The sequence below is a fragment of the Gluconobacter aidae genome (genome assembly GCF_009547075.1).
Lineage (GTDB): Bacteria > Pseudomonadota > Alphaproteobacteria > Acetobacterales > Acetobacteraceae > Gluconobacter > Gluconobacter aidae.
The window spans coordinates 1-12,340 of record NZ_WIPH01000048.1 but is presented as its reverse complement, the minus strand read 5'-3'; the positions used below and the strand labels follow the sequence as shown (position 1 = coordinate 12,340).

Annotated in this window: 9 protein-coding genes; 3 read left to right on the top strand and 6 right to left on the bottom strand. The window is 60.7% G+C overall.

Features of this window, described 5'->3' with window-relative positions:
* The coding region (locus tag GFJ39_RS12685; RefSeq protein WP_153431698.1) for a GGDEF domain-containing protein at window positions 1–1,127 on the bottom strand (1,127 nt) is incomplete at its 3' end.
* A 275-nt stretch (window positions 1,128–1,402) separates the two neighbouring features.
* On the opposite strand from GFJ39_RS12685, the gene panS reads away from it, so the two are divergent.
* The gene (gene panS, locus GFJ39_RS12680; protein ID WP_153431696.1) at window positions 1,403–2,323 is read left to right on the top strand and encodes a ketopantoate/pantoate/pantothenate transporter PanS; all 921 of its coding nucleotides are present in this window, start codon (window positions 1,403–1,405) and stop codon (window positions 2,321–2,323) included.
* Here panS and GFJ39_RS12675 read toward each other — a convergent pair.
* A complete protein-coding gene (locus GFJ39_RS12675; protein WP_153431695.1) occupies window positions 2,295–3,617 on the bottom strand; it encodes an ATP-dependent DNA helicase in 1,323 nt (440 codons plus the stop codon). The two genes, panS and GFJ39_RS12675, sit on opposite strands and share 29 nt — an antisense overlap.
* A 97-nt stretch (window positions 3,618–3,714) precedes the next feature.
* Between GFJ39_RS12675 and tmpT the strand changes: the two genes are divergently transcribed.
* The gene (gene tmpT, locus GFJ39_RS12670) at window positions 3,715–4,377 is read left to right on the top strand and encodes a thiopurine S-methyltransferase (RefSeq protein WP_153431693.1); all 663 of its coding nucleotides are present in this window, start codon (window positions 3,715–3,717) and stop codon (window positions 4,375–4,377) included.
* Between the two features lie 3 nt (window positions 4,378–4,380).
* Here tmpT and hpnR read toward each other — a convergent pair whose 3' ends face one another.
* The 4 genes from hpnR to GFJ39_RS12650 form a co-directional block, all read right to left on the bottom strand.
* On the bottom strand, window positions 4,381–5,934 hold the full coding sequence (gene hpnR / locus GFJ39_RS12665; RefSeq protein WP_153431692.1) for a hopanoid C-3 methylase HpnR: 1,554 nt from the start codon (window positions 5,932–5,934) through the stop codon (window positions 4,381–4,383).
* Between the two features lie 364 nt (window positions 5,935–6,298).
* Complete coding sequence (locus tag GFJ39_RS12660; RefSeq protein ID WP_153431690.1) at window positions 6,299–8,986, bottom strand: TonB-dependent receptor plug domain-containing protein; 2,688 nt, start codon at window positions 8,984–8,986, stop codon at window positions 6,299–6,301.
* Window positions 8,987–9,085: 99 nt separating this feature from the next.
* Complete coding sequence (locus GFJ39_RS12655; RefSeq protein WP_153431689.1) at window positions 9,086–10,000, bottom strand: FecR family protein; 915 nt, start codon at window positions 9,998–10,000, stop codon at window positions 9,086–9,088.
* 12 nt (window positions 10,001–10,012) lie between these two features.
* Window positions 10,013–10,486: an RNA polymerase sigma factor gene (locus GFJ39_RS12650; RefSeq protein WP_153431687.1), complete on the bottom strand. Its 474-nt coding sequence runs from the start codon at window positions 10,484–10,486 to the stop codon at window positions 10,013–10,015.
* Window positions 10,487–10,724: 238 nt separating this feature from the next.
* Here GFJ39_RS12650 and GFJ39_RS12645 point away from each other — a divergent pair, with 238 nt between their 5' ends.
* Complete coding sequence (locus GFJ39_RS12645) at window positions 10,725–12,323, top strand: alkaline phosphatase D family protein (protein WP_194285378.1); 1,599 nt, start codon at window positions 10,725–10,727, stop codon at window positions 12,321–12,323.
* Window positions 12,324–12,340: the final 17 nt, after the last annotated feature.

Genomic DNA, 12,340 nt, shown 5'->3' with positions numbered 1-12,340 from the left:
ACGCGGTTGCGGCCGGACTGCTTGGCGGTATAGAGCGCGTTATCGGCCTGGGCCAGAAGCTCGGTGCGCGGGATCCCCCGGCCGGGACAAAGCGCGGCTCCGATACTGAGCGTTGCCATGACGGCCCCGCCCCCGATCAGGCGGGTTTCCGTCGAGAAAGCCTTTCTGAGTCGGTGGGCGGTCGCGAGCATCTCGTCAAGGCTGCCACACTGGAACACCACCACGAATTCATCGCCGCCAATACGGAACAGGACCGTCGGAGGATAGAGGATTTGCGTACATACACGGCCCATGGCGGTAATGATCTGATCGCCGACCGCATGGCCATGGGCGTCATTGATGGACTTGAAATGGTCGATATCGACCATGAGCAGGGCTTCGTGGGCGCAGATATGTCCATCATTGTCCAGCCAGGCCTGGAAAGCCCGGCGATTGCCACCGCCTGACAGGGGGTCCTGCAGGATCAGTTCCTGCTGCCGGAATGTAAGCTGTTCCCAGGGAATGGCAATCATTGCCAGTGCAAACAGCGCGACTTCGATGATAACCAGGAAATTGTAGGTCGTTACGGCCCAGACGGTGCTCGGGGCCGCGCCGAGGGGCGCCGGCATCCAGAAGACGAAGGGCACCAGAAGGAGATGGAAGGCGGCGTAAGTGTTGAGTAGCCTCAGCAGGCTGCGTCTTGCAGGTGTTCTGATCGGGACGCTCCGCCGCAGGTCCCGGGCGGCGAAAACGTGAAAGGCTGCGATGATTGTCAGGCGAAAGGCCGTACTGATCACGTGAATCGCGCCCGTCGATCCAGCCAGAGCCGAAAGTGTGAACGACAGGCTACAGGCAGACACCAGCACAAGCAGGCGGGCCTGACAGCCCAGCATGACACGCATCGCCTGCCACGCGGTTCCATAGGCCATGATCATGAACAGGGCGCCAAGCCGTAATCCCCACAATCCCGGAAGCATAGTCGGGGCAGTGAACAGCAGACTGGATGCCGCTCCCATAAGAAACGGGGCTGCGTACCAGACCATATGCGGCCATCTTCTGGCGGACAGTTCAGACAAAATGAAATGAACGCCCAGAAGCAGGAAAATAACCGCACTGCATCCAAGCAGGGTAGGTGGATCAGGAGTCATTGATGACGCATAAGTTATTGAACAGGCTGTACAGGCCCCTCCCGTAAAGGCAGGCAGACGTTCGTCGACTCCCTGAACCGCAATAAACACAGCCCGACCTTACCTCCGGGTTAATGGCATTTTTCGGGCTGCTTTTTTCTGGATTCTCCGTTGTTCTGCGCTTTTCTCTGGAGGGGATGACGGGCCGACTGTTGCCCGGCATAAGGGCGTTCCTGTCATCTTATCAAGATGAGTCGCATGTTCCCTGAAAGATATCTCCCACCGGTTCCGCCCAGATGATGACGCGCCTGTTTCCTCTCTGGGCCATTCTGGTGTCCGGTCTCGCCCTTCTTCTGCCCGCGCCGTTCCTGACGCTGGTCCCTGTTATCACGCCGCTTCTGGCCTTCGTCATGTTCACGATGGGCGTATCGCTGACGCCCGCCGATTTTGGCCGGATCCTGCGTCGTCCCGCACCGGTTCTGGCGGGCGTGGGACTGCATTATCTCGTCATGCCGCTTGCCGCCTGGGGGATCGCGCATCTGCTGTCGATGCCGCCCGCACTTGCGACGGGCATGGTGCTGGTCGGCTGTGTGTCGAGCGGCACGGCCTCGAATGTCATGATCTATCTGTCGCGCGGGGATGTTGCGCTTTCCGTCAGTATCAGCGCCTTTTCGACTCTTGTCGGGATCGTCGCGACACCGCTTCTGGTGCGGTTCTATGTGTCTGCCGGTGTGGCCGTGGATAGCTGGGCATTGTTCCGCAGTATCCTGACAATGGTGGCGCTTCCCGTGTTGGTGGGGGTTACGCTCAACACCCTGTGCCATCGCCTGGTGAAGCGCGTGGAGCCCGCGCTTCCGCTGGTGGCCATGGTGTCGATCCTGCTCATCATCGGGGCGATCGTCGCCGGTGTGGGGCCGTCCCTGAAAGAGGCGGGCCCGGTCATGCTGCTGGCGGTCATCCTGCATAACGGGATCGGGCTTCTGGGGGGCTACTGGGGTGGGCGGCTGCTCGGTTTTGATGAAAGCATCTGCCGTACGCTGGCGCTGGAAGTCGGCATGCAGAACTCGGGCCTCGCCGCCACGCTGGGGCGGCTCTATTTCTCGCCGCTGGCGGCACTGCCGGGGGCCGTCTTCTCCATCTGGCACAATGTCTCTGGGTCTATTCTGGCGTCGCTATGGGCATCGCGGCCTATTGCGCGGAAAGACCCGTCGTGTTGACGAGGAACACCATGTCGGTGGCGCGCGTCACGGCTACATAGCAGAGCTGCTGCGTTTCCAGTGGGTTCTGTCGGGCGCGGCGGCCGATGTCGCCGAGATCCACGAACACGTTTTTGAACGTGCTGCCCTGCGCGGTGTGGACGGTCATGGCATAGACCGCCTGAAGCTGGAGCAGGGCATTGTGAAAGGCGAAACGGTGGCTCCAGCAGCGGTGCTGCTGCTTTGCTTCCTGCACCAGACGCCGGTCCACGGCCTCCAGATCCTTTGGATTCTGCACGATATGGCCGGTGATTTCCTCGCCCGCCATCGTCAGTAGCGTCACTTCCCATGACGCGAGATCCGCGACCCAGGCCGGAACATCCTTGCACAGCTCGAACTTGTAGGACAGCCGACCGGGTTTGATGTCCATGACGAGGACTTCCTCGTTCGTGGCGATCGCCTGACGCGGGCCACCTTCTTCCTGCTGGATGGAATACGGCGCGCGGGACACGACACGCTCTCCGGGCATGAAGGGTGTCGGCGTTTCACCGCCATAACGCCAGAGGCGGACCATCCGGTTGACCTGATGCACGCGCGCGTTCGTCCAGCACAGATAGCGGCACCAGTCGTTATCCGCATTGAAGGCATCGGACAGGAACGCCTTGCGGACCCAGCTTTCCACATCCTTGGGCAGAAACAGCCCCGTCTGTTCCTGACGGGCATCGCGGACCCAGCTCCAGTCAGCGTCGCTGCCCTGGCTCTGGCGGATGATGGTCGCGGCTTCGAGGATCGGATTGCCCGCCGCCTGCCGCACCACGGTGTCGAGATGGGAGCGTGACGGTACGGAAAAGGATGGGGACGCAGCTTCTCCCACGGGCGGGAGCTGGGCCGGATCGCCCACGAACAGCACGAAGCAGTAGCGCAGAAGATCGCGGATCCAGTTCATCAGCTCCGCGGAGAGCATCGAGCACTCATCAACGATCACAATGCCATCGGCAATCGTCTGCGGCCGTTTGGAGCGCACGAGCGTTGTGGTCGTACCCTGCGAGGATGGCTGAAGGCTCAGCAGGCTCTGGATGGTCCGGCAATCGACGTCCCGATCCACTTTCGAGCGCAGGACGGCGGTGGCCTTGTGAGTGGGGGCCGTGATGACCACCACCTTCTTTTCAGCCATGAAATGCCGGGCGACGGCCTGCATCAGCGTCGTCTTGCCGCTGCCCGCATATCCCGTCAGAAGATGCGTCGGCCGTCCTGCGGCATGTGCGGCAATGATTTCATCAAGTGCCTGCCGCTGGGAGGGGGTGAGCATGACCATGAGCGGCTTTTCTCATATTTTCCCGATACATGCCATTGTCTCGCCAGCAGAACCCGGCACAGTCTCAGCCGGGAAAAGCAGGAAGAAAGCCGGATTTATGGATACAGTGTCGAACGCCGTTTTCTGGCAGGAAAGATGGGAACGTGGCGAGACGGGTTTTCATGAGCCACAGGCCAATCCGCTCCTGACCCGTCATATTGCGGCGCTGGGTCTTCCGGTGGGAGCGCGGATTTTCGTGCCTTTGTGCGGCATGAGCAAGGATATGGTCTGGCTCGCAGGGCAGGGTTATCGCGTGACCGGATGTGAGCTGAGCGATATCGCCGTGGGCCGGTTTTTCAGCGACCTCGGCCTCACGCCCGATATTGTGGAAACAGGGACGTTACGCTGTTTTTCCTCCGGGATGATCCGTATTTTCGCTGGCAATATTTTCGACCTGACGCCAGATCTGCTCGGTGCGATGGACGGCATCTATGATCGCGCCGCACTGATCGCCCTGCCGGAAGACCTGCGCCGGGCCTATGCCGCTCATCTCCTGTCCCTGACCGGACCGGTTCCCGAACTTCTGGTCACGCTCGACTACGATCAGTCCTGCCTGAAAGGACCGCCCTTTTCTGTCGGTGAGGCGTTCCTGCGTCAATGCTATGGTCAGGCTTATGCTTTCACGCTTCTGGAAAACCGGGCGGTCGAAGGCGGGCTGAAAGGCCGCTGCCCGGCGTCCGAAAACGTCTGGCGTCTCAGCCCGCTTCCGCCTTCGTCCTGACCCTTACTCCGCGGCGGCGGCTTCCGCCCCCATGCGGGTCTTGTCCACAAAGCCTTCCGTCGCATCGTCGAGCGCGCGCGTCCGGCGACCGCCCGGGCCGTGAACGTAAAGCGCCTTGCGGTCGATCTTGTCCACCACGTCCGGCTGGACCGGCATTTCGTAGCGCGGCTTGCGCATGTGATCGGAGAGCTGGAGCTTCGGATCGAAGACCGAATTGAACTTCCACAGCATCTTCACGAAGTTCGTCTGTCCATGCAGCAGCAGGCGCGTCGCAATGCCGACCGTGCCCTTCAGCGCCTCCCAGCCCATGTGCTTGGTGTTCAGCACCTGCTGCGTCTTGACCAGTTCCTTGTAGAACTCGGGCAGAGGCAAGGTTGTGGGCAGAACGGCGTGCTGAATGTCGAACAGACGATAGTCGCGCGTGGTCAGGCGCCGGGCCTCCCGGTGCCAGATTTCGGTGCCGGGATAGGGCGTCGTGACGGAGATATTCACGATATCCGGGATTTCGAGGCACCACTGGCGCACGGCCTCGAATCGTTCACGGGTCCAGGACGGATCGGCGATGATGTTGATCGCCACCGTCAGACCGAGCGAGCGGGCATAGTCCAGTGCTTCGAAATTGGCATCCAGCGAGACGCGCTTGCGGAACTGCTTGAGCCCTTCCTCATCCACGGCTTCAAGCCCGATGAAGATGTAGGTCAGCCCGATTTCGCTCCAGGTCTTGAAGACTTCCTTGTTGCGCAGCAGCACGTCCGCGCGGGTTTCAAGATAGTATTCCTTCTTGATGCCGCGCTTCTTGATTTCGTCCGCGATGGCCATGCCATGTTCCTGATGGACGAAGGCCACGTCATCGACGATGAAGATGCCGGGTTCCTTCAGCGCCTCAAGCTCATCGGCAATGACCTGCGGGCTGACGGTCCGGTAGGAGCGGCCATAGAACGTCCACGCACTGCAAAATGTGCAGTCCCACGGGCAGCCACGGGCAAATTCGATGGAAGCCGCCGGGTCCAGCGTGCCGATGAAATACTTGTTGCGGTGATGCAGCAGGTCACGCGCGGGGCGCACGGTATCGAGGCTTTTCACGAAGATCGGCGGCGGACCTTCACCATCCGCCGTGATGGCGCCGGGAACCTTCAGCAGGTCCGTTTTCTTTTCGATGGCGTCCAGCAGCAGGCCGACCGTCGCGTCGCCTTCACCCTTCAGGATGCAGTCAATGGCACCTTCGGAAAGCTGGAGTACATCGGGTGCAATGAAGGAAACCGAGTGACCGCCCACGAAAATGAACTTCCCGGGCATCCTCTGTTTCGTTTCCTTGCACAGGTCGAGGATCTCGGGAATGTTCGCGAGATAGCTTCCGGAAAAACAGATCGCATCCGGTTTGAAGTCAGCGAGACGCTTCCAGTAGTCTTCATGGGTCTCGACCTGGAGATCGATGATCTGAACGTCATGTCCTTCATTGCGCGCGGCACCCGCTACAAGTTCAAGACCAAGTGGCTCAAGCCTCAGGAACACACGTGTGTACATCAGGGCACTTGGGTGAACGGCCAGAAGTTTCATGAAGTCATCCCATTCTCTTGTGGCGTGTCGCGTCACGACTTCGACACAGGGAGACATAGGTGCTCGGTTTGCTGCAATCAAATGACACACTTCCGTGATGACATCCTGTCGCGCTGATATGGGGGGAGAATGTCCGCTTCTTCAAAAGTGCGAGATGTCCGCAGCCCCCGGCAAACCCGCATTCTTCAGACCGCCCTCGGGTTCAGGGGACAGTGGGAAAATTTCTGGTTTCACGACTGCGTGATCTGAAGTGTTCAGCAGAGGTGAACGGCGGGACTCTTGCCGGCATGAAAAAGCCTCTCCCTCCACAGCGGGAGGCTGCGCGGGGAGAGGCTCGGGCCCTGATATGGGTAATGTGCCGGGTTCAGAAGGCGGCGGAGACCGTTCCGAAGAACATGCGCGGCGCCGTCGGATAGCCGGTATAGGTGCTGGCATCGCCCGCGGAGATCGAGGACCAGGAGCGGGAGTTCGTGAGATTGCTGGCGTTGAACTGGAGCTTGAGGCTGTTCATGTGCGGGATCTGGTGGAACGTATAGCTGGAACTGAAGGCGAGCAGTACGCGCGGCGGAACCATGACGCTGTTGGTGATCGTGCCCGGACGGACGCCCATATAGCTGCCGCTGAACTGGGCATTGAAGCCGCCCTGATTGTAATTGACGGCGAACTTGTCTGACCACGCCGGAATGGCCGGCACCTTCTTGCCCTGCGTGGCATAGAGTGTCGCGCCATCCATGAAGTCGTTGCCGTAGATGCTGCTGACATAGGACACGGCATCATAGATCGAGAAATGCCGGCCAAAACGCAGCGTGAAGGACAGGTCCATGCCGTTCGTCGAGACGCTGCCGAGATTCGCCACCGTATTGCCGACGCCCGAAATGCCCTGACCCGGTGGGGAGATGGTGCCGAGGCGGTTGTAGAAATCAACGTGATAATATTCGAGCTGCCCGCTGATTCCGGTCAGGATCCGCGTATTGATCGGATGGCTGGTGCGGATGCCGGTTTCATACGTCCATGAAGACTCAGGCTTGCCGCTGCGCTTGAACTTCTCGAAATCCGCCTGACTGGAGACGGCCCAGGGAGAAGTCGAGCCGTATCCGGTGGACGCAAAGGAGTCCATGTTCTCCTGGATATTGGCAAAAAGCTGCTCGTGCTGCGTGAAGTTCCACAGCGCGCCGAAGGCCGGCAGGAACGGATTGTAGGATGGGATCGTGCCGCCCGCGATGGTCTGGGTGCTGGTATCGACGATCGTCTTTGCGCCCTTTACCGACGAGGCCAGGGACTGCGGCAGGGCGGCAATCGGCAGCGTGCCGTTCGTATAGACCAGTTCGGATTTGAAACCCGCCGTCAGGGTCAGGCGTGGCGTCACCTTCCAGCTGTCCTGAAGATGGGTGACGAACGTGTTGGTATAGAAATTGTTCTGCCACTGCGTGAAGAGCGGGTTGGTGGGACGTTCATAAGGCGTCAGGGTATTGCTGGCGGTCAGTGGATACCAGCGCCGGGCCTGCATATTGTTGTTGCGTTCGTACCAGCCGCCAACTTCGATATGATGGTGGCCAAGATGGTAATGCAGTGTGCTGGTCAGGCCGCCGCGATAGTCGCTGTATTCCGTGGTGCGGACGGCAAAACCCGTGCCGCCGGTGGCATCCCAGACTTTCGGGTCGATCCCGTACTTGCTGTAAGTGAACTGGCCGTTCTTGATGTATTTCGTGCCGGTCGGGTCGAGATACGTGCCCAGAATGGTCAGGATCGCATTCGTGCGGATGGATGTCGCCACCACGCCCGCGCCGTCGTCGTAATGGAAATAAAGCTGGTTGTCCCAGGTCAGGTTTGGGCTGAACCGGTGGGAAATCTTCAGATAGGTCAGGTAATCGGTCCGCTGCGCGGCAGAGAAGTAATACTTGTTGTTGGGGGTTGCCGGACCGGCTTTGGTTGAGCTTTCCGCCGGGTATCCCGCCATGGCGGCATTCAGGTCCGGGTAAAAGGCGCCGCGGGCGTAGAGATCCGTCGGCGCCGTCAGACCCTTCGTGTTTGGCTCGGCCTTGTTCTGCCAGTCGAAATAGGCGGTGATGGTGGTGTTCTCGCCTTTGTGGACGAATTTCCCGTTCACCTGATAACCGCCCTGACGGTTGGCGTTGCCGAGATTCCAGGGACGGGCGTCCTGACGGGCGAATGCCATATAGGCCGAATTCCCGTTACCGAAATTGCCCGTATCGATACGGGCGAATGTTCTGAATGTGGAATAGCTTCCGAAAGTCTGGTTGATCTTGGCGCCAGCTTTCTGTTTCGGATCACGCGTGGTGAACTCGATCGTGCCGCCCAGATTGCTGGTCGAGGCCGTGCCCAGCGCACCGGCGCCTGACGACAGGGACGTCGATCCGATGTCTTCACTGATGGCCGCGCGCTGCGGGGACAGGCCGTTATAGTTGCCATAAGCCCCGGCGCCGAGCGGCACGCCGTCCATCGTGTAGCCGAGCTGGTTCTGGTTGAAGCCGTGGACGTAAATGCTGGAGTTCTGCTCGTTATTGCCCCAGGGATCGACGTTGGTGAACGTGACACCCGGCAGCAGGTCCAGCGCCTGCATCGGGCTCTGGCCCGGCATGAGCGTCTGCATTTCGTCACCGCTGACACTCATGACCGAACGTGTGCGGTGGCCGGTTGCGACGATCTGCTCAATCTCATGCGCCTGCGTCTCACGCAGGCGCTGCGGCTTTGGGCGGGGGGATGTGCCCTTGCGAATGATGACCCCGCCATCCGGCATGGCCTCGGCCTTCAGTCCGCTGCCGCGCAGCATGCGCCTGACAGCTTCACCTGGCGACAGAGTGCCGTCCACGGCTGGAGCGCGGAGATTGGCCACCGCATCGGACGTGAAGATGATGTTGCGACCGGTCTGCTGCCCCAGCGTTACGAGGGCCTGCGCCATGGGCTGCGGTGCGATATGTACCGGAGCGGTGGCAGGGGCGGCGAAGGCGCTGGGGAGCGCCTGCGTCAGAATGGTCGCGCCTGCCGACAGAAGCAGAACGGTGCGGCGGGGGTAACGGGTGGGCGGGGTCATGGGGCTCGTTTCCTGTCGTCGGGCCTGAATGCGGTCTCGACAGGAAGACAGATGAAAAACAGGAACCCTCAGCGTGATGTGACGATTTTCATCGAAACGTCACAAAGAAACGATTTCGTAAGCGTTATGGGCGGCCCGGATCCGCAACGGCAACAGATGCGGGAGCATCTGCAAAAACGCATCCCCCTGCCGCACATGATAAACACCGCTCAGACGCTGGGAGGCCAGACGCGGCGCGGACAGGACGATCTGGCGCGACGCATAGCGGTTGATTTCCTGGATCACCTCCGCCAGCGGCTGATTGCGGAACACCAGTTCGCCGCTCTGCCAGGACAGCAATGTTTCCAGATCGGGATAATCGATGTTCCACCCGCCATTGCGATACAGGCGCAGGCGCTGCCCCGGCATCACCCAGCGTCCTGCCTCGCGCAGGGGCGCCGCACTCAGGAACACCCTGCCCCGAATGGCCGTGACTTCCGTATTGCCGCGATTGATGCGGATATCGGCGGCCGTCTGGTCGTGAAGCTGCACGGTCATGCCATCGGCGGAGAGGTGGAACGGATCCGGCCCGGAGATCGAGAGCATGATCTGGCCGTGACACAGCCGCGCCCGTTGTTCGTCGAACCCCACGACGAGGCGCGTCTGTGTGTCGAGGCGGCAATGGGCGCGGGAGGTGAGGCGGACATCTCGGATGCTGCCGGTGCCCGTTTCCTCGATCCGGCTGGCATGCGCGCCTTCCCGGGGAGGCACTGCCAGAAAAACCGTCGCGACCAAGCCGGCCAGCGCATGCCGCCGGCTGAAGGCGCGACGGCGTATTGTCTGGTGCGGTATCGTAACGGATGGAGATGTGACGCCGCCGGCCAGTTCCCACAATTCGGTCAGATGTTCGAAGACCGGACCGTTCCGCGGATCGCTCGCCAGCCAGTCCCGGAACCTGTCACGATCGAGATCCGTGCAGTCCTCGGCATGCAGGCGCGCAATCCATTCTGCCGCACGGGTTTTGGTGATATCCATCAGAGCGGTATTTCAACGATCCATCCATGTTGAAAGGAAAGCCAGCGCCTTTGCGATATGTTTTTCAACACTGCTTTCACTGATCTCCAGTGATTTCGCAATATGGCTGTACTTCATTTTTTCAACACGGTTCATCAGAAAGATCTGACGGGTCCTGTTCGGAAGCCGTTGGCAGCCTGCACGGAAATGCGCCAGTTTCTGACCCGATGCATAGATATCTTCCTGCGACGGCGCAGGGTCCGCGGTTTCCAGGAGTGTCTCAAACCCTTCCGCCGCCTGCACGTATCCCTGCTGCTCGCGACGGATCGCATTGAGCGAGGAATTGATCGCGCTGCGGGTGATATAGGCTTCCTGATGCTGCACGCTGCCTTCGGGCCGCTCGAAATAATTCACGAGTGCATTCTGAAGGTGATCATCCGCATCCTCCCGGCGGGTCCGGGAACGCACCCTGCGATAGAGACGCAACCATTCCTGCTGACAGCGCATCCATGTTCCCGTTGCTGGACGTTTTCGAATCACCGCCGCGCCGGGGCGTTGTCCGGGCGATGGCGGACAAGCGTTTAGGGAATTCGCACGCTCTCATTCGTGACAGTTTCATGAAATGCCGCTTCGGGGAGTGGGCAAAACCTGTCTTCATGTGTCCACACAACGGAGGGTGTGTGTCCCAAGACCTCTGAGAGCCCGGTTCCGCCGCGAACCGGGCTCTGTTGGAAAGAAGTGCTGCATGGTGTTCATGAAACGTAGAAGCCTGCTGACCGGCCTTGGCGCGGGTCTCCTCCTCTCGACGCGCGTCCGCGCCCTGCGGGCCGCCGTTCCGCGGGATCTGGAAAAGAACCCGAGCTTCAAGACGTCTCCGTTCCAGCTCGGCGTGGCCTCCGGTGAGCCTGCGTCCGACGGGCTGGTGCTCTGGACGCGACTGGCGCCGGACCCGCTGGAAGAGGCGGGCGGGATGGAAGTCCTCAAGCCGGTTCTGGTGAACTGGGAAGTCAGCGAGGACGAGAGTTTTTCGAAACCCGTGCAGAGCGGACAGACGCTGGCGCATCCCGAACTGGGCCATTCGGTTCATGTCGAGGTGGCCGGACTGAAGCCGGACCGTCCATACTGGTACCGCTTCCATATCGCGGGTTACGAAAGCCCCACTGGCCGGGGTCGCACGCTGCCGCTGCCGGGTGCGCCCCTGTCGCGCGTCCGCTTTGCCGCGGCCGGCTGCCAGCATTACGAATATGGCTACTACACCGCCTGGCGCGCCATCGCGAACGAGCCGATCGATTTCGTCTTCCACTATGGCGACTATATTTACGAAGGCCCGGACAGCGGCGATCATCTGCGCGAGATCGACGGTCACAAGGCCCATGTCCTGCGCCGTCATGTCGGTCCGGAATGTTATTCTCTGGACGAATATCGCCGCCGTTATGCCCAGTATAAAATGGACCCGGACCTTCAGGCCGCCCATGCGGCGACGTCCTGGATCGTCAGCTTTGACGATCACGAGATCGACAACAACTGGGCCGGGGACACCGATCAGGACGGCACGCCGCCGGAGATTTTCCGTCTGCGCCGGGCTTCGGGGCTTCAGGCCTATTACGAGAACATGCCGTTGCGGGCGACGTCCATTCCCGATGGCAGCCACATGCAGCTTTATCGCAGCTTCCGCTTCGGCGACCTGATGAACATGTTCGTGCTGGATACGCGCCAGTATCGCAGCGATCAGGCTTACGGCGACACGAATGCGGCGCAGGGCAGGGACGTCTGGTCGCCCGAGCGTACCATGATGGGTGCGCGGCAGGAGCAGTGGCTGTTCGATGGTCTGGGCCGGTCGGATGCGAAGTGGAACCTGCTGGCGCATCAGGTCATGATCATGGATCTGGCACACCGCAAATCCGCCCATTCCGAACTGACCTACAGCATGGATCAGTGGTCGGGATATCTTTACAGCCGCAAGCGTCTGCTGGATTTCATCGGCACGCACTGCCCCGGCAATGTGGTCAACGTGACCGGAGACGCGCACCGGCATTTCGCCGGGGATCTGCTGGTCGAGCCGGGACGGGGCAAGCCGGTTTCGGTCGAGTTCCTGGCGACGTCCATTTCCTCAGGCGCTGACGGACTGGGCGATGACGACCATTTCAGCCGGATCGTCCGGAGTGAAAACCCGCATCTGAAGGCCACGACGGACAAGCGCGGTTATGTGCTGTGTGATGTCGGGCCGCAAGTGTGGCACGCCGATCTGAAGATCATCGACCGGGTCATGGTGCGTGATGGCGCGCTGTCCACCTATGCCAGCTTTGCCGTCGAGCGTGGCAATCCGGGCCTTCAGGAAGCCTGAAACTGTGGTGGCTGCCC